An 18004-nucleotide genomic window follows, 5' to 3' on the forward strand; every position below is an offset into this window, starting at 1 on the left:
TGCGCAGTAACCTGCTGCGCAGGCTGAATGGTAGATGTAAGTAAAGCCCGGTGACTTTATTGAAGATGAGAATCATTGTCAATAAGGTCACTACGGGTAGCGCGGGTACGTATCAAGCGAGTCGCAATGGACTGGCGGTCCGGCGAACGTCAACGTGCGAGCTGCGTTTTCAGCCAGCGATAGAACTGCTGGATCGTCGCTTCCCGCGGATGCCCCTCGCGCCAGGTGAAGTAGTAGTCGAGCGAAGCGGGGATTCTCACGTGACCGAGCTGGACCAGTTCGCCGCGCTCGAGAAACGCGCGCGCCAGTTGCAGACGCGCGGTCGCGACGCCTTGCCCGGCGACGGTCGCCTGCAGCAGCAAGCCTGCGTCGTCGAACATCGGCCCGCGATCGGGTTCGTCGGCGGCGATGCCGGCTGCCTCGAAGAAGTCGCGCCACGAGCGCCGCGAGAAGCGCAGCAGCGGCATCTCCGGCAGGTCTTCGATGCGAAACGCCGGATAGCGCGCGAGCAGCGTCGGGCTGCACACGGCGACTACCTGGTCGTCGAGCAGCTTGCGGGCGACGAACCCCGGCTCGTCCACCCGCCGGTGCCAGATGCCGATATCGACGGAATACGGATCGGGCGGCACGACGTTCGCGTGCATATGCAGCGACAGGTCGATCAGTGGATGGGTTTCGTAGAAGTCGCCGAGCCGCGGAATCAGCCAGACCGACAGGAAGTCGGACATCCCGCTCAGTTCGAGCCGCGTCACGCCTGCTGCGCCGACACCGCGCCGCGCGGCATCGAGTGCCTCGCTCAGGTCGTCGAGGCTGTGACGCACGCGATCCGCTAGTTGCGCGCCGGCGGCTGTCGGGATCATGCGCGCGCCGGCCCGGCGGAACAGCTCTACGCCGAGCTGCGCTTCGAGCCCCCGCAGATGGTGGCTAATGGCGCTGTGCGTCAAATGAAGTTCTTCGGCAGCACGGCTGAAGCTGCGGCGGCGCGCCGCCGCTTCGAGCGCACGTAGAGCCTGCAGCGGAGGAATGGGAGTCGGCATGACGTCAAATTCTACTCACAATTGCCGTCTAAATCTCTCGCTGGCTCCGCCCACGATAGTCGCGAATAATCGAACCCTGCTATTCCACCAGGGCTGTCCGCTTCATGACCTCCACCAGACTGCGCGTTTTCGCGGTATTTGCGCTCGCGTACTTCGTCTCGTACCTGTACCGCGGCGTGAATCTCGGCTTCGCGCCGTTCCTGATGCACGACCTCGGTTTCTCCGCCACCGACCTCGGCACGCTGACGAGCCTCTACTTCCTCGGCTTTGCCGGCGCGCAGATTCCGGCGGGCGTGCTGCTCGATCATTTCGGACCGCGCCGCGTGACCGCCTGCGTGATGTTGATCGCCGCCGTCGGCGCGCTGATCTTCGGCATCGGACACACGCTACCGACGATGATGATCGGCCGCGCCCTGATCGGCGTCGGCGTATCGGTGTGCCTGGGCGGCGCGTTCAAGGCGACCGCGCAGCATTTTCCGGCGGCGCAACTGACGCTCGTCAACGGTCTCGTGATGGCGGTCGGCGGGCTGGGCGGCGTCGTGGTCGGCACGCCGCTGTCGTGGCTGCTTACCGTGGCGAGCTGGCGCACCATCTGCATCGGGCTCGCGATCTTCACGACGATCGTCGCAGCGAATCTGTTCGTGTTCGCACCGAACGTGCGCGACACGCATCGCCAGGCCGGGGTGCTCGAACAGTTCAAGGGCACGTTGCACATCTTGAAGAGTCGCGCGTTCTGGAAGCTGGCCATGTTCTCCGGGCTCACGCAGAGCGTGTTCTATGCCATGCAGTCGCTGTGGGTCGGCGCGTTTCTGCGCGATGTCGTGATGCCGGCGTCGCCGGGTAATGCGGCCGCGGGCGCCGCGTTTCTCGTGTCGGTGCTGGGGGCGGCGTTTATCGTCGGCAATGTCGGCTTCGGCGCGCTGGCTCGCACACTCGAGCGGCGCGGCGTCAGCGTGCAGATGTTTTCCGGCCTGACGATGCTGTCGTTCGTGCTCGTGCAGGCGGCGATCGCCGCGCGTGTGCCGTTGCCCGAACCGGTGCTGTGGGCCGCTTACGGTGCGCTCGGCGGCACGGGCATCCTGACCTACACGGTGCTCGCGCGGCACTTTCCGGTGCGGATGGTCGGTCGCGTCAACACGACCTTCACGCTGGTGATCTTTCTCGCGATCTTCGTGCTGCAGGTCGTGATTGGCGCGGCGCTTGGTCACTGGCCCGCGCACGACGGCCACTATCCGCCCGTTGCGCATCAGAGCGTGTGGGCGGTGCTGATCGTGATGCAGGCAGCGTGCGCGGTGTGGTATTTCATGCCGGCGCGTGGGCTGCGGGTGACGGCGCAGCCTCTCGAGTCGCAGGCGTAGCGAACCTGCATATTGACCGGCGAGCCTGAGGCGCGTCGCGTCGCATCACGGAAAGGAAACCCACGCACGTGCCGTTACGTTTCGTTCCGTCGAGCGGCGCGCGCCCACAGCAACCCGCCAAGATGCTTCCCGGGCAGCGTGAGATCGTCGTCGCGCATCTGCTCCGGTAACGCATGCCACGCGACATCCGGGTTGCGATGATGCTGAAGATGCAGGTTGATGTGATACGGCCAGACGAAGATCCGGCCGAACCAACTGACACGCCAGGAATAGGTCCAGTCGAGCCAACCCGGCGTCGCACCGGGACCGCCGCTATGCTCGGCGAAACTGCGTAGCTTTTGCAGCAGTACGCCGATCGTGAAGAGCGGTCCGAACCACAACACGGCCAGGTGGATCAGCGTGCGCACGGGGCATAACCACACGAGCAGTGCGCCCGCCGCGGTCCACACCAGAAGCGCCGCAATGAGCGGCGTGGTCGGTCGCGGGGCCTTACCGCCGGCTGCGCGGTAAGCGCGCATCGTGCGCAACGTGTTGATAAAGAGCGCGTCGCCAAGCAGTTGCCGCACGAGCGGCACCGTGTCTAGCGGCCGGAATTGCCATAACTGATTCTGATAGAGAAAGCGGCGCTCGGGGTCGAGCGCTGTACCGACATGCCGATGATGCGCGAGATGGAGCGGACGGTAGAACTCGACCGGCACGGTGCCGGGTACGCCGATCGCGACGTTGATCAGAAAGTCGTTGAGGCTGCGGCGTCGCGTGAGGTGGTAGTGCGTGGCGTCGTGATACAGGATGAACAGCGCGTGCTGGCGCGTCGCAATGACGACGAAGGCGAGCGCATCGAACCAGCCGTTGCCGAGCAGAAACGCGATTCGCAAGGTGACGACGATACAGAGCCATTCGAGCAGGATCATTGCCATCGAGCGCAGATTCACGCGCGAGCGCGCCAGCATGAAGGTCACTGTGCCGGCCAGCAGGCCGACTACGCAGCCCCATAACGTATCGACAAGGAAATGCTGTCCGGTCGTCAGCACGGTCGGTATCAACACGATGCTCCACACCGCGAACACGCTAGCGACCCGCTGTCGCTGTGCGGCGAGCACGATCGTAATCGCCACCGGCAGCGCAACATGTCCGCTGGGAGACGCCGCGAGCGGCGAGTCGATCCGGTGCAGCCACGCAAGCCACCCTGTATCGGCGGGAGGTCGCACGATCTCTGTTGGCCAGAACAGATGGAACACGAGACAGATGCCGGTTGCGAGTGCACCGGCGAAGAACGCGGGTAGCAACCACGGACGTGCCCGGCCGAGCCAGACCAGTACCGGCATCACGAACAGGTAGCTCAGATACAGCGGGACGGTAGCGGGCAGGATCGGCACGGCGGCATCGATCGCACTGGGCTGGATGAGGCGCACGGTGCCGAGCGCGACATGTGTGACGAGAAAGTACAGCGCGCCCGATACGCACAGATAGGCGACGAGCCACCTCAGCGGCCTCGCCATGAACGCGCTACCTGTGGAGCTGGACGACAGTGTCTGCATGGGCGGCGAATGCGCGGAACGGGTCGAGTATCATAACAACGTGTTCAGCCACGCAGAAGCTACCCATGCGCCTTCGCGCTACGCCCGTCGAGTGCAGCACCTTGAGCACACATGACATCGACCGCATGTTCATGCTCTACGCCGCTTCGTACTGCGATGCGCAGCGCGGTCTGTTCGACCGCGACCTCGCGGACAAAACCCACTGCGTTGTACTGCGCGACGACGATTCGATCCAGGGGTTCTCGACACTCAAGCTATACACCACGACCTGGCGCGACAAGCCGCTACGTGTTGTGTTTTCCGGCGATACGATCATCGATCCGCAGCATTGGGGTAGCCAGCAACTCGCCTTCACATGGATACGTCTTGCCGGCGAGCTCTACCGGCAATCTCCGGACGTGCCGCTTTACTGGTTTCTGATCTGCAAGGGGCATCGTACGTATCGGTATCTGCGTGCGTTTGCGTGCGACTACGCGCCGCGTGTCGATGCCGAAACGCCCGCGACCACCGCGGCATTGATGGACTACCTGGCACGCGAGCGTTTCGGCGCCGCGTATGGCGCGGATAGCGGCGTGCTGTCGTTCGAGCGTCCGCAGGGCCGGCTCGCTCCCGAGCTGGCGGAAGTGTCCGAGGCGCATCGCCGGTTGCCGGACGTGGCGTATTTCCTCGCGCGCAATCCGCACTACGCGCGCGGCGACGAACTCGTCTGCCTGTGCGAACTCGCACCGGCCAACCTGCGGCCGATGGCGCAACGCCTCTTCAGCGGCGTCCAGGCCGAGCAATGCTGATCCGGCGTGCGCAGGCAGTGGACAACCTGCGCATCCTCGACTTCCACGCACGTCATCCGATGCAGGGCGCCCTGCCGTTGCGCTTCGATCGTTCACCTGATTACTTCGCGCTGCATCGTTGTCATGCGGACGATCACCGCACATGGATTGCCGAGGATGCGCAGGGGGACTTGAAGGGCATCGCGAGTCTGGTCGTGCGCGACGGTTATCTGGGGAAGCGCGTCGAACCGGTCGCCTATCTCGGCGATCTACGCGTGATGCCGGACCGGCATCTGTCGCGCAACTGGACGGACGAAGTGCGTCGCCGCCTTGCCGATCTCGAACACGAAGCGGGAGTGCGGCACGCGTACTGCGCGATGATCCGCGACAACCGGCTCGCCACGCAATCGCTGCTCGGCGCGCGGCGGGCGGGACGGCTTGGATTCGAACACTGGCGCGGCTACAGCAACGTGTCGGTGTATGGCCAGCGTGGGCTGCGCAGTACGCCGCGTGCCGTGCCGGATGTGCGTGTCGTGCAGGCGCAGCCGCGTCATGCCGATGCACTGCGTGCGTTTCTCGACGCCGAATCGATGGGTCAGCCGTTCGGCTGCGTCTTCTCCACCGATGAGTTCGCGCGCCGCCTGCAGAGCTGGCCGGACTTCGGCATCGAATCGTTTCTGCTGGCGCTCGACGCCCATGGCAATCTGCTCGGTTGCGTTGCGCCCTGGGACGCGGGGCGTATCAAGCGGATCGTGCTGGAAGGTCTGCCGGGTTCTATCGAGGCGATCCGTGTGGCGTTCAACGTGGTGGCACCGGTGTTCGGTCGTCCGCGGATCGCGGCGGCGGGGGAGGCGTTGAAGGATGTGTATCTGACGCATCTGCAGGTGCGGCAGCGCGACCCGGCGGTGTTCGCCGCGTTGCTCGATGCTGCGTGGCTGCAGGTGCGTAGCCGCTATGCGTTGATGCAATTGTGCCTGTATGACGACGATCCGCTGTGGCCGGCCGTGGCGCGCTATCGCTACACGCGTGTGCCGATGGATCTGTACACACTGTCGGGTACGGGTGCTGCGCCGGCACTCCGCCGCGACTCAGCTGCTTGCCCGGATACCCGCATCCCCGGCTTCGAAATCTACCTCGTTTGAACGGTACGGTTCACCTGTCGATGTGGGCCGGCTCGCATGCAGCAGATCGGCGAGCGCGAGCCAGAAGCGTCCAGAGTCGAAACCGAGTCCGCCGAGCACCGGCTGACCATGATCGAGCCGCGGCAGACAGATCTGCGGAACGCCCGCAAGCACCTGATCTTCGAGGTAGAACTGGCCGTCGTGCGCGCAGCCGGGTCGGCGGCCGTCGAGCCTTGCGTGGAACGTATCGAAGCGCGAACTGCGCTCGATCGACCAGCTGATTGCATGCACGCTGTGCAGACCACGTGGCAGGTTCGCGAGCATCGTGGCGACGCGTGGATCGCGCCGGCTGCTGATATCGCGTGTGCCGTCGGCGAGCCAGCGGCTGCGTAGTAACCGGGCGCCGATACGGTCGTGCCAGGGTATTTCTGTGCGCGGCGTTGGCGACGTGGATGTCGCCGGGCACGTGCTGGGCGGAGTTGTTGGCGTCTGCGTCGCTGGGCTCCAGGTGCCTGGCGTTGTCGACATCGCAGCCGCAGGCCCCCAACCCAGTATCTCGTCGACCACCGACGCTGGCCCGACCGGCGGCTGAACCAGTGCGATGCCATCGCATCGTGCGCACAGCGCAGGGTCGGCCGCGAGCGCGGCGAGCGTATCGATACCGCCCTTGCTATGTGTGAGCGCGATAAAACGCTGCCCGTCCGGTAGATGCGCGCGCAACGTTGCGCCGATGTGCGTCGCCTGCGTCATCACGCCGCGCGACGACCGCACGGGTATCCGCAACACCCGATAGCCCGCGCCGCGCAGTGCGCGGGCTGCGTCACGGTGGCAGCGTGGCAGCCATTCCGAGTACAGCCCCGAGACGAGTACGACGACGGTGTCGCGCGGCAACCGCAGCGCAGGGCGCTCCCAGCACGCGATAAAACGCGCAGTCCAGTCGAGCTCGCCAGCCGGTCGCGCAAACGGCGTCGACGGAAAATGACGACGCCAGTCGTCGAAGCCGTGCGGTGTCCACGCGAGCGACGGCGTCATGGTTCGATTGCAACTTCAGGGATAGGCGTGGCCCGCCGGACGAAGAGCCCCACGAAAACAGTCCCACGAGCGTTCAGCAAACGCGAAGCGGCCGGGCGTCGCTGCCGATTGGATAAACCCGAGGCATCCGATGTATCCTTCGCGTACATCCCGTCTGGATCTCCTGTATGCGTACATCGAACGAGCCGGATAGCGTCATGCGAACCGCCCGCCTCGACCTGGCCAATCTCTTCGTGCTGGCGCTGCAAACCGCCGCATGGGCCGGCATGCTGACGTGGCTCTCGAACACCGCCGCCGGACCGCTGAAGTGGCTGGCGCTGATTCCGTTCTGCCTCATCATGCAGGGCGTGTTCTCGATGATGCACGAGTCGTTTCATGGCTCTGCACATCGCGTCGCGTCCGTGAATTATATGATGCGGTGGTGGGCTTCCACGATATTCGGTGCCTCCGGCACGCTGATCCATATCAACCATCTCGGGCATCACGTACGCAACCGCACGCGCTCGGAGCGCGCGGATTTCGCCACGGCGGGCGAGTCGCTAGTGCGCAAGCGGATCGAATACTATGCCGCGGTGCTGGGCGGTATCTGGTTAGGCGGATTTGTCGGCAGTGTCGTGCTCGTGTTGCTGCCCGCAGGCTTCGCGAACCGCTGGGCGAAGCGCGGTGAAGACAATACCTACGCCGCGGCCTTCAAGGATTTTTCACTGCGCGATTTTCAGCGCATCCGTTTCGAAGTGATCGCAAGTGTGGCTGCATGGCTGTTGTGTGCCTGGCTACTGCACTGGCAATTGCACGTCGTCGCGATCGCGTATGTCGCATTCGCGTTTTCGTGGTCGTCGCTGCAGTGGGTCAATCACATGCGCGCACCGCTCGATGTTGTCGAGGGGACCTACAACATGCGCGCACCGCTTCTCGTGCGCTGGGCGTTCCTGAACTTCAACTACAACCTCACACACCACCGGCAGCCGCATTTGCGCTGGCAACAGCTGCACACGCTGTCGAACGCACGCGAAACGCGCCCCTTGTGGTTCGGCTGGCTGCAGATCTTCCTGCCGCCGCAGCGACTGCCGGGCGATCTCCGGCAACTCGACAAGACCTACTTCTGATGAACCCGCCCGTGAGCGGCACACGCGACGCGTGGCGAGCCTTTGCCGACGCGGCGGCTCCGACGCTCGCTGCGTGGGAGCGCATGCTCGACGATCCGGCCGCGACGCAGCGGCAACGACTCGCGCAGATCCTCGACACGAATCGCGACACGGCGTTTGGCCGCGCGCACGGCTTTGCGCAGATCGCCGACGCCGCGCAGTATCGCGAGCGCGTCCCCGTGCACAGCTACGCGGACCTCGAACCGTGGATCGAACGGGGGCAGCGCGACACCCAACCGGTGCTCACCGCGCAGCCGCCGCTGTTCTTCGAGCGCACGAGCGGCAATAGCGCGCAGCAGAAGCGGATTCCCTACACGGCTGCATTTCTCGGCGAGCTTCAGCATGCGCTGACGATCTGGCTGGCCGATCTCTACCGCCGTGTGCCGGAGATCGGCGAAGGCCGTGCCTACTGGTCGATGTCGCCGCCGCTGCAGGCACCGGGCCGCGCGCCGAACGGCATCCCGATCGGCTCGGAGAGCGACTTCGCGTACCTCGACGGCAGCATCGTTGCGGGGCTCGCTGCGACGCTGATCGTTCCGCGGCTCGCGAGCGATGCGAGCGACGACACGTCCGCGTGGCGCAGGCAAACCCTGCTTGCGCTCATCGAAGCCGCCGATCTGGCGTTCATCAGTGTATGGAGCCCGACGTTCCTGACAAGCCTGCTGCGCCCGCTGTTCGATGCTGACGATCCTGCGCATCGCGACACGCTCGCATGGCTCGAAGCGGCACTGCCCGCGCCGCGCCGCGCGGCGTTACGGCACGCGCTCGAAGCGGGTACCTGCGATGCGCTATGGCCGCGACTGGCCGCAGTGAGTTGCTGGATGGACGGACCGAGCCGCGACTATGCCGCTACGTTGCAGGCCCGCTTTCCGCAAGCACGCTGGTTGTCGAAAAGCCTGTTCGCCACCGAAGCCGTAGTGAGCGTACCGTTCGGCGATGACGAAGGGTGTCCGCTTGCGGTCGCGGGGCATTACTTCGAATGCATCTTCGATGACGGCAGCGTGCGCGAAACGCACGAACTCGCACCGGGCGACATCGTGCAGATCGTCGTCACGACCGGCGGCGGCCTGTACCGCTATGCGCTCGGCGACCGCGTGCGAGTAGTCGGCATGACGGGTCGTACGCCGCGTATCGAGTTCGTTGGAAGGGTAGGTGCGCACAGCGATCTGGTCGGCGAGAAGCTCGATGAAGCCGGTGTCGCGGCGGTGCTTGCCGCATGCATCGCGGCGGGCGACAGTGCGTGTCTCGTGCCGTGCGCGGCAGCGGACCCACCGCACTATGTGCTGCTCGTCGCGAGCGAAGTACCGTGCGATCGGGACGCGTTGAGTGTGGCCGTCGAAAGCGGTCTTGCGCGATCGTTCCACTATGCGCATGCGCGCCGTTTCGCACAGTTAGGACCGGTGCGCGTGCGGCATCTCGCGGGTTCGCCTGCGCTGCTTGCCGACCTGCTGCAACAGGCCGCCGAGCAGACCGGCATCCGCGCCGGCGACGTGAAACCGCGCGCGCTCGTCAACCGCCTCGTGACCGCCGACGCGTTGCTCGCGTTGACGCAGCGCTGACACCATGTCGACCGCCGAATCTCAGCAAACGCCAAACGTCGTCGATCACGCCGCCGCCGATGGTCTGCATGACCAATGGTTCGTCGCGTGTACCGGTAGCGAACTGCGCAACGGCAAACCGCGCGGCGTAAAAATTCTCGGACTGGGCGTTGTCCTGTTTCGTCAGCGCAGCGGCGAAGTCGTTGCGCTGATCGACCAGTGCGTGCATCGCGGCACGCGCCTGTCGGCCGGCAAGCTCGCGGACGATTGCCTCGTGTGTCCGTATCACGGCTGGCGCTACGACGGGCAAGGGCAGGTCGTGCACATTCCGACCATCGATGGCGTGCAGCCGTCCGCGACGCCCGGCGACTACCCGTTTCGCCAGCGGCGTTTGCCGGTGCGCGAGCAGGATGGCCTGATCTGGGTCTATCGCGGCAACGACAGCGCAGCGGCTGACTCCGTGCCGATCTTCCGCATGCCGTTCCATGGCGAGAAGCCGTGGCAGTCGTACTACATGGTGAACACGTTCGACGGCGACATCGGCATGCTCGCGCAGAACTTCATGGACGTGCCGCATACCGTGTTCGTCCACGACGGCATTTTCCGTTCGAGCCGCGGCAAAGCAATGGAAGCCACGGTCGCGCTCAACGCACAGAGCGTCGAGGTGACGTATCACGACGGCTCGGACAAGATCGGCATGATGGACTGGCTGACCAATCCGCATCACGAGCCGCTCGTGCACACCGACCGCTTCTTCGCGCCCAACGTGACGCGCTGCGATTACAGATGGGGCAGCCTGTCGGGTTTTTTGATCGTGAGCCAGATCACGCCAATCGATGCACGCTCGTCGCGCGTCTATACCTACATCGCGTACCGCTTTCCGCTGCCGCGCTGGGTGCTGCGTGCGTTGCGACCGCTACTGCATCTGTACACGCACATCGTGATCCAGCAGGACGTACGGATCATGCGCGCGCATCGCGAGGGGCTCGACAATGCGCCGGGATTCGAGGTGCACAACGTGCGCGCCGATGTCGTGCATGTGGGGATCGAGAGGCTGCTCGCCGCGGTGCGGCGTGGAGAGAGTCTGCCGGAGGCACAGCGCGGCGAGAAGCCGATGCGCTTCGAGCTTTAAGCGGGATGGTTGCTGGATGTAGCGGGGTTGGTCCGGTCGCGCGCCGCGGCCTGCAACCGATCGAGCAGGAAGCGATGCACAGCCGGCAGATGTTCGAGCGCGAGCGCCGGGTACACATGGTGCACCTGATGAAAGCCGATATTGCGCGGGAACAGGATCAGTTTGCCGGCCCAGCCGTAGTGCCACGTATGGGTCATGGCCCAGACCGCTTCCTGTGTGCGCTCACCCGATTCGACGTGATCGTGTTCGATCAGCACGCGGTTCGCGTTCATGATGCCGCCGACGATCCACGGCAAGCCGTAATACGTAAAGAACGGCAGATGCCAGACCAGCACTGCGGCGATCGCGAGCAGATAGGCGGCGCAGTGCGGCAGATCGGCACGGATGCACGCAAGGACCTCGGGATGACGGTGCAGATCGTGCTTCGAGCGGTCCTGCATGAAGCCGCGTGCGTACCACGGACGAAAGGCCGGCCAGACCAGCGCGAGCGGTGCCATCAGCGCGCGTAGCGGCCACCAGATCGGCAGCAGCGCACCGCGTACCATCATCGCGCGTTTGACCCAGCCGCCGTGGGCGGCGAGCCGATGCAGATAGGGATCTTCAGGGGTGCATACCGCACGGTGATGGCGCAGGTGGTGATAGCGCATCGCGGCAACCGTCGAACCGATCGGCCAGCCCGCCAGCGCCTCGACGACAACGAGCGGGAACGTGCGGCGGCGCGACGGCAGATGGCATGCGTCATGCAGGACCACGCCGAGCGCCTGCAGCCGTCCCGCGATCAGCAGCACGCCCGCGACATAGACGAGCGGATGCGCGAAGCGGCTCATCGCGATCCAGCACGCGACAATGACGAGCCAGTCGACGCATGCATAGCGGACGAGCCGCCACGGCCGGGCCGGGGCGGTGAACGGGAGCATCAGCCTGAGTTCGGCCGGTGTCGGGAAGGTAGACATGACGGGCGATGGCGGTGGAACGGCGCGATGGCGCGCAGAGCGTAGTGGGTCGACGCGCACATGGTAGCCGAGGTCGTTACTGTCCGCTTGGTTGAATGGCGGTGACTCGTCTGGGTGCCGCGTTCAGAATGAGCATCGGCTTCGATACGCGTCGACCTTGCTTGTATGGCAAGCAGGTTGTCCGAATTCTCGAACCAGTCCTTCGACGTTGGGCGCGACGACGCGTAACGCGATGTCGCCGATCAAGCTCGCACACACGAGTAGTGCGAAGAAGCGGCGGCTGCCGCGAAGATAGCGCCATGCGAGCCATCCCGCGACGAAACAGCACAACAGCGGTATGGCGACCAACGCCCAACCCTGCATTCCATAGTCCGCGAGGAGTTCTCTCGCCAGGTCGTCGGCGTAGACGATCAGACCGACTCCCATACGGGCGAAGATAACCACGATCACGATCGCGATAACGATCCAGGCAATGAGGCTGACGATACTTCTCAGTGTGATGTCCTCTTTCATACACTCGTCGAATTGATGGAACGGGACGGAGACAACGGGATGGAGGCAACGATGGACATGCGGCCCATGATTGTCGTAGCGTACTACGCGGGTGTACAACGGGTAGCCACACGCAAATGCTATCCTGCGCTCCCGCAGCAGACGCTGCGCACATTTTTTCAGCGCCTTTCCAAGGCATCTTTTCCGGCATCCGACGCCGCTTGAATTCATGACCCGTGCTTCTCTCACACCACCTTCTTTCACTCTCCGCGAACTGCAACGCGAGGAACTGGTGCGGGTCTGGACCATCGATCGCAGCGAGGTGATCCACCATCTGTACCGTTTGAAAGACGGGCGGCTGGAACGTTACCCCGAGTTCTACGACATGCACGGCTGGCCCGAAGGCGAGGCGGAGCATTACGCGCCGATACTGCTCGATTGCTACGACCGTGGTGGGTGGTGCGCGGGTCTTTTCGATGGCGAGCGGCTGATTGGCGCGACGATCATCGATAGTCGGCGGCTTGGTGCGAACGCGGACATGCTGCAACTGAAGTTCCTGCACGTGAGCTGCGCGTATCGCGGCCGCGGCGCGGGTATGCAGCTGTATCGCGCGGCACAGGCGCATGCGGCACAGGTCGGCGCGCGGCGCCTCTACGTATCGGCGACGCCTTCCCAAAGCACGATAGATTTTTATCTGCGGCTTGGCTTCGTAGTGAGCGTGCAGCCGGACCCGCAACTGTTCGCGCTGGAGCCCGAAGACATCCACATGGAAGGCCCGTCGCTCACACCGTGTTGAGCATCCCGCCATCGACGAAGTACGTCGAACCGACGCTATAGCTCGCCCGCTCCGAGCACAGAAAGACGATGAAGTCCGCCAGCTCGGCCGGCGTGGCGAAGCGCCGGATCGGCGCGTGATGGTCGGCGACCTGCTGCAGATGGCCTTCCCAGTCGCCACCGGAATCGCTCGTGAGTTGCTTCGCGGTTTTGATCCAGTCGGGTGTCAGCACGAGGCCCGGGTTGATCGTGTTCACGCGGATGTTGTCGCCGATCAGTTCGTTCGCGAGATTCTTCGAGAACATCATCAATGCGGCTTTGGTGACGTTGTAGATTGGCTCGTAGCCGAGCGGCTGCACGGCGCAGATCGATGCGTTGTGCAGGATCGCACCGCCGCCGCGCTGCTTCATCGACGGGACGAGACCGCGCGCGAGCCGCACGGCGGCCATCACGTGCAGGTCCCAGTACGCTTGCCATTTTTCGTCCGGCGCATTCATGATCGTTTCGTTGCTGCCGGTGCCTGCGTTGTTGAACAGGATGTCCGTGCCGCCGAATGCGTCTACGGTTGCCTGCACGAGGCGGTCGACGCCTTCGACCGTCGCGACATCGCAGGCGACCGGTACGGTCCGCACGCCGTGCTGCGTCGCGATCTGTGCGGCGGCGACTTCGAGGCGGTCGGCGGTGCGCGCGGCGAGCACGAGATTCACGCCTTCTGCCGCGAAGCTCTCGGCTACCGCGAGTCCGATGCCGACGCTCGCGCCTGTTAGTACGGCGACTTTTCCTCGTAGATGCAGGTCCATTGGTGTCTCCTTTCGTGTCGGTGTCGTGCACGCTTTGCGGCGTGCCGGCTCGTCGTCGCTGTGCGCCGTGAACGGTGCTTGACCATCATAGGGCACGTGGTTGGCAGCGCGAAATGGCGCGAGGCCGGTTGCGTGACTGGCGGCTACAGAATGTGGGGCGCCGCAGGCTCGCAACTGATCCATGCGGCAGCCGATTCGCGCCCGTGCACATTGGCGCCGGTTCGTCATCTTGCTACGTCACGATCGTTGGCATATACTTTGGTATATACCGCGAGGGGAATTGATATGACTCAAATCGCCAAACTCTTCACCAATGGCCGTAGCCAAGCCGTGCGCCTGCCTGCGGCCTATCGCTTCGACACCAAAGAAGTTTTCATTCGCCAGGATCCCGTAACCGGTGATGTGATCTTGTCGCGCAAGCCAGCAAGTTGGGACGATTTCTTCCTTGCTCTTGAAGGCGCCGATATACCGGATGACTTCCTTAACCAGCAAGAACGTAGCCAGGCAGAGCAGGATCGTGACCCCTTTGAAGGCCACGACGAATGACTCGCTATATGCTTGACACCAACACCGTCAGCCATCTGATCAAAGGACATCTCGCTGTTGCTAAACGGATCCTGGCCGTGCCCATGGCATCGCTTTGTATTTCCGCCATCACCGAAGGGGAACTGCTCTTTGGACTTGCCAAACGTCCTCTTGCCAAACAGCTTCATGTCGCAGTGCAGGAGTTTCTTCGACGTGTCGACGTGCTCCCTTGGGACAGCGTTGCGGCGGAGCACTACGGGACCGTACGTGCCAGTATGGCCAGTCAAGGCAAGGTATTGGCGCCTCTGGATTTGCTGATTGCCACACATGCACTCAGTGTGAACGCGACACTCGTGACGAACGATCAGGCTATTCACCAAATGCCTGATCTGCGCATCGAAGACTGGACGACCTCTTAACTCCCACCGTTGCGATGCGTTGCACTGTCGACGCAACGCGTAAAGGAAGGTGCACGCGCAAGCTATTGGATGCAGTCGATGCAAACTGCGCGTGAAGATTTACGCCACCGTGCCGCATGCACAGTCCTGCAGCCTTCCATCTGGCTAACCGGCGGTACCATCCGCAGCAGAACGCCGCGCCGCAATCAAATCCGCAAGCCGGGCGACCTGCTGTCCTTCGGCAGTGAAGTTATCGGCGGCGAGCCAGTCCTCGAAGCCTTGCCGGATGGCCGGCCATTCGCGATCGATGATCGAGAACCACGCCGTGTCGCGGTTGCGTCCCCGGTAGACGACCACCTGCCGGAACAACCCCTCGTACGTGAACCCGTACCGCGCGGCGGCGACGCGCGATGGCGCATTCAGCGCGTCGCATTTCCATTCGAAGCGGCGATTGCCGAGGTCTTCGAACACGTGCTTCATCGTCAGATACATCGCGTCGGTTGCGGTGCGGCTTTTCTGTAACAGTGGCGAGTAAGTGACGTGGCCGACCTCGATCGAACCGTTCGCGCTGTCGATGCGCATCAGCGCCAGCGTGCCGACCGCCTTGCCGCTCGCCAGATCGATCACCGCGAAATGCAGCGGATCGGTGAGCGTGGTCATCTTCGTGAAGTGCGCCTTCCAGGCTTCGAACGAATCGAACGGGCCTGCGGCGAGGTAGGTCCAGATACGGCCGTCGGCGGCTTTGGCGTGCGCCTCGTACAGGTCGCGCGCGTGACGCTCGACGTTCACCGGTTCGAGACGCGCATAACGCCCAGTGAGCGTGACGTGTGCGGGCGTCCGTGCGCCTTGCCAGTTCGGCACAGGCGCGCCGATCGACTGGCCGTATTCGTTTTGCAGCGGTTTCAAGCGTAGCTCCTTGTGGTGTGTCGGCGAACCGGCGGACGGTTTCATTGAGGCCGTGCCATCGGCTCGCCGCATGAGACCGCCTGAAGGCCCGCGAAGCGGGATGTGCGGTCGTGTGTCAACAGCATACGGCCATCGCGAGTGCGGTTTTAGAGCCAATCGGTGGAGGCACGCTGGGGCCAGCACCAGCTACTTCCTAGTCGATGCAACACTGCACGTGCCGGTCGTCGGCACAAATTGCTATGGCATCTTTTTATACCCGGGTATAATTCGGCGCAATCGACGACTAAAGGAGCGGTACGTGAATCGACAGGTAACAACGTGTACGGCGTTCGAAGGCGTGCGAAGGGTTGCGGCGGGCAGCCGGCAAGAGGTGGCTGTTGCGCTGAAACGGTTGGCAGGGAAAGGCGAGCAGGGTGAGCAGCCGCCCATCCTGGTCTTCGATGACCTGACCAGCGAGCCCGTCGAGTTCGATCTACGCGGCACCGTCGACGACGTGCGCGCAAGACTCGCTGGCACGGAGCCGGAGGTCGAGTCGTCCGCAAACGCGGATCAGGAGCCCGCCGACGCGACACCGCGCGGCCGTGGCCGGCCGAAGCTCGGCGTAGTGGCGCGCGAGATCACGTTGCTGCCGCGTCACTGGGACTGGCTGAACGAGCAGTCGGGCGGCGCATCGGTGGCGCTGCGCAAACTCGTCGATGCCGCACGGCTCGCGAGCGAAGACAAGGACCGCAGGCGCGCTGCGCAGGAATCGGCCTACCGGTTCATGACTGCGCTGGCCGGCAATCTGCCTGGCTACGAAGAGGCGACCCGTGCGCTGTATGCGAGCGACCGCGCGCGCTTCGACAAGCTGATTGCAGTGTGGCCGGCCGATGTGCGGGAGCATGCGGGACGGCTGGCGGACGGTGCGTTCGACGTGCGTTGAGAGGCGCACCAAAACGCACGCCGAAACGCACACAGGAAAACACACTGAAACACTGCAGCGCAGTCATTGCAAACCACCGCCACCACCGACCAGAAACCCCCACATCCCCAGGACATCAACCCGATTCCCCCCAGCTTGTCAGCACCATTCCCACTCCGTACACTCGCGCGTAATTCAGAACAGCGCCGTCTTCACGACGCTGCCCAGGATCATCCCGCGATAAAAAGGAGACCTCCCGCCGTGGCCAATACTTATTTCCCGCGCTGGCGCGCACAACCCAATGCCGCCGCGGGCCGCATCGTCGGTCCCGACGAGCGGCTGCCCTGGCCGCAGATGGTCGCCATGGGCATCCAGCACGTCGTCGCGATGTTCGGCTCGACGGTGCTCGCCCCGCTCTTGATGGGCTTCGATCCGAACCTGTGCATCTTCATGTCGGGCATCGGCACGTTGCTGTTCTTCGTGATGGTAGGCGGCAGGGTGCCGAGCTATCTCGGTTCGAGCTTCGCGTTCATCGGGCTCGTGATTGCGATCACCGGCTATGCGGGACACGGCCCGAACGCGAACATTGGGCTCGCGCTGGGCGGGATCATCGCGTGCGGCGTGGTGTACGCGATCATCGGCGCGATCGTGTCGGCGATCGGCACGACGTGGATCGAAACCTTGTTGCCGCCGGTCGTTACCGGGGCGATCGTCGCGGTGATCGGGCTGAATCTCGCACCGATCGCGGTGCACGGCGTGAGCGGCAGCGCGTTCGAATCGTGGATGGCGCTCGTGACCGTGCTGTGCGTGGGCGGTGTCGCGGTGTTTGCACGCGGCATGCTGCAACGTCTGCTGATTCTCGTCGGCCTGCTGATCGCATACGCGATCTACGCAGTCGTGACGAACGGCCTCGGTTTCGGCAAGCCCATCGATTTCTCGATCGTCGCGCAGGCCGCCTGGTTCGGCATGCCGCATTTCACCGCACCGGTGTTTAACGCACAGGCGATGACCCTGCTCGCCCCGGTCGCCGTGATTCTCGTCGCCGAAAACCTCGGACACATCAAGGCAGTCAGCGCGATGACCGGCCACAATCTCGATCGCTATGTCGGCCGGGCGTTTATCGGCGATGGTCTCGCGACGGTCGTGTCCGGCTTCGCAGGCGGTACGGGCGTCACGACCTACGCGGAAAACATCGGTGTGATGGCCGTGACGAAAATCTATTCGACGCTGGTGTTCGTCGTCGCTGCGGTGATCGCGCTGATTCTCGGCTTCTCGCCGAAATTCGGCGCGGTGATCCAGACGATTCCGGGACCGGTGCTCGGTGGGGTGTCGATCGTGGTGTTCGGGCTGATCGCGGTGACGGGTGCGCGCATCTGGGTCGTCAACAAGGTCGACTTCTCCGACAACCGCAACCTGATCGTGGCCGCGGTCACGCTCGTGCTCGGCGCAGGAGATTTCTCGCTGAAGCTGGGTGGCTTCGCGCTCGGCGGTATCGGGACGGCGACGTTCGGCGCGATCGTGCTGTATGCGCTGCTGCGCCGCAAACCTGCGCAGGACTCCGTCGTGTGACGGACCGCACTACATCGT

General features: G+C 64.0%; 18 protein-coding genes. 11 read left to right on the top strand and 7 right to left on the bottom strand.

The window, feature by feature from the left end:
* Positions 1-149: 149 nt before the first annotated feature.
* Positions 150-1037, bottom strand: coding sequence for a LysR substrate-binding domain-containing protein (locus M0D65_RS20670; protein ID WP_091009161.1), 888 nt, complete (start codon positions 1035-1037; stop codon positions 150-152).
* A 104-nt stretch (positions 1038-1141) separates the two neighbouring features.
* Between M0D65_RS20670 and M0D65_RS20675 the strand changes: the two genes are divergently transcribed.
* Positions 1142-2395 carry a nitrate/nitrite transporter gene (locus M0D65_RS20675; RefSeq protein WP_266254336.1) on the top strand — a complete coding sequence of 418 codons (1254 nt, stop codon included), beginning with the start codon at positions 1142-1144 and terminating at the stop codon, positions 2393-2395.
* A 74-nt stretch (positions 2396-2469) separates the two neighbouring features.
* Here the strand turns inward: M0D65_RS20675 and M0D65_RS20680 are convergent, their stop codons facing one another.
* Positions 2470-3894: a fatty acid desaturase gene (locus M0D65_RS20680; RefSeq protein WP_266254337.1), complete on the bottom strand. Its 1425-nt coding sequence runs from the start codon at positions 3892-3894 to the stop codon at positions 2470-2472.
* A gap of 104 nt (positions 3895-3998) precedes the next feature.
* Here M0D65_RS20680 and M0D65_RS20685 point away from each other — a divergent pair, with 104 nt between their 5' ends.
* Complete coding sequence (locus M0D65_RS20685) at positions 3999-4721, top strand: hypothetical protein (protein ID WP_266254338.1); 723 nt, start codon at positions 3999-4001, stop codon at positions 4719-4721.
* Positions 4715-5842 carry a hypothetical protein gene (locus M0D65_RS20690; protein ID WP_266254339.1) on the top strand — a complete coding sequence of 376 codons (1128 nt, stop codon included), beginning with the start codon at positions 4715-4717 and terminating at the stop codon, positions 5840-5842. The genes M0D65_RS20685 and M0D65_RS20690 overlap by 7 nt, the downstream gene beginning before the upstream one ends.
* Here the strand turns inward: M0D65_RS20690 and M0D65_RS20695 are convergent.
* Entirely contained in the window at positions 5789-6853 is a 1065-nt protein-coding gene (locus tag M0D65_RS20695) for a hypothetical protein (RefSeq protein WP_266254340.1), read from the bottom strand. The two genes, M0D65_RS20690 and M0D65_RS20695, sit on opposite strands and share 54 nt — an antisense overlap.
* A gap of 197 nt (positions 6854-7050) precedes the next feature.
* Between M0D65_RS20695 and M0D65_RS20700 the strand changes: the two genes are divergently transcribed.
* The 3 genes from M0D65_RS20700 to M0D65_RS20710 are packed head-to-tail and all read left to right on the top strand — an operon-like array spanning position 7051 to position 10668.
* Positions 7051-7959 (top strand): fatty acid desaturase, encoded by a 909-nt coding sequence (locus M0D65_RS20700; RefSeq protein ID WP_266254341.1) that lies wholly within the window; start codon positions 7051-7053, stop codon positions 7957-7959.
* Positions 7959-9557, top strand: coding sequence for a GH3 auxin-responsive promoter family protein (locus tag M0D65_RS20705; RefSeq protein ID WP_266254342.1), 1599 nt, complete (start codon positions 7959-7961; stop codon positions 9555-9557). Before M0D65_RS20700 ends, M0D65_RS20705 begins: the two co-directional genes overlap by 1 nt.
* 4 nt (positions 9558-9561) lie before the next feature.
* Positions 9562-10668, top strand: coding sequence for an aromatic ring-hydroxylating dioxygenase subunit alpha (locus tag M0D65_RS20710; protein WP_266254343.1), 1107 nt, complete (start codon positions 9562-9564; stop codon positions 10666-10668).
* On the opposite strand, the gene M0D65_RS20715 is transcribed toward M0D65_RS20710, so the two are convergent.
* Both M0D65_RS20715 and M0D65_RS20720 read right to left on the bottom strand, forming a co-directional pair.
* The gene (locus M0D65_RS20715; RefSeq protein WP_266254344.1) at positions 10665-11621 is read right to left on the bottom strand and encodes a fatty acid desaturase; all 957 of its coding nucleotides are present in this window, start codon (positions 11619-11621) and stop codon (positions 10665-10667) included. The two genes, M0D65_RS20710 and M0D65_RS20715, sit on opposite strands and share 4 nt — an antisense overlap.
* A 123-nt stretch (positions 11622-11744) precedes the next feature.
* Positions 11745-12134, bottom strand: a complete 390-nt coding sequence (locus M0D65_RS20720) for a hypothetical protein (RefSeq protein WP_266254345.1) — start codon at positions 12132-12134, stop codon at positions 11745-11747.
* A gap of 208 nt (positions 12135-12342) precedes the next feature.
* On the opposite strand from M0D65_RS20720, the gene M0D65_RS20725 reads away from it, so the two are divergent.
* Positions 12343-12909, top strand: coding sequence for a GNAT family N-acetyltransferase (locus M0D65_RS20725; RefSeq protein WP_266254346.1), 567 nt, complete (start codon positions 12343-12345; stop codon positions 12907-12909).
* Here the strand turns inward: M0D65_RS20725 and M0D65_RS20730 are convergent.
* Positions 12896-13687, bottom strand: a complete 792-nt coding sequence (locus M0D65_RS20730) for an SDR family NAD(P)-dependent oxidoreductase (RefSeq protein ID WP_266254347.1) — start codon at positions 13685-13687, stop codon at positions 12896-12898. The two genes, M0D65_RS20725 and M0D65_RS20730, sit on opposite strands and share 14 nt — an antisense overlap.
* A 285-nt stretch (positions 13688-13972) precedes the next feature.
* Between M0D65_RS20730 and M0D65_RS20735 the strand changes: the two genes are divergently transcribed.
* Together M0D65_RS20735 and M0D65_RS20740 are read left to right on the top strand one after the other, a co-directional pair.
* A complete protein-coding gene (locus M0D65_RS20735) occupies positions 13973-14233 on the top strand; it encodes an antitoxin (RefSeq protein WP_266254348.1) in 261 nt (86 codons plus the stop codon).
* Between the two features lie 8 nt (positions 14234-14241).
* Positions 14242-14631: a type II toxin-antitoxin system VapC family toxin gene (locus M0D65_RS20740; RefSeq protein WP_266254349.1), complete on the top strand. Its 390-nt coding sequence runs from the start codon at positions 14242-14244 to the stop codon at positions 14629-14631.
* A gap of 144 nt (positions 14632-14775) precedes the next feature.
* Here the strand turns inward: M0D65_RS20740 and M0D65_RS20745 are convergent, their stop codons facing one another.
* Positions 14776-15516 (bottom strand): GNAT family N-acetyltransferase, encoded by a 741-nt coding sequence (locus M0D65_RS20745; RefSeq protein WP_266254350.1) that lies wholly within the window; start codon positions 15514-15516, stop codon positions 14776-14778.
* Between the two features lie 298 nt (positions 15517-15814).
* Between M0D65_RS20745 and M0D65_RS20750 the strand changes: the two genes are divergently transcribed.
* Complete coding sequence (locus M0D65_RS20750) at positions 15815-16438, top strand: DUF2239 family protein (protein ID WP_266254351.1); 624 nt, start codon at positions 15815-15817, stop codon at positions 16436-16438.
* Positions 16439-16678: 240 nt separating this feature from the next.
* Positions 16679-17986 (top strand): solute carrier family 23 protein, encoded by a 1308-nt coding sequence (locus M0D65_RS20755; protein WP_091009199.1) that lies wholly within the window; start codon positions 16679-16681, stop codon positions 17984-17986.
* Positions 17987-18004: the final 18 nt, after the last annotated feature.

The sequence above is a fragment of the Paraburkholderia sp. CHISQ3 genome (genome assembly GCF_030464945.1).
GTDB lineage: Bacteria > Pseudomonadota > Gammaproteobacteria > Burkholderiales > Burkholderiaceae > Paraburkholderia > Paraburkholderia megapolitana.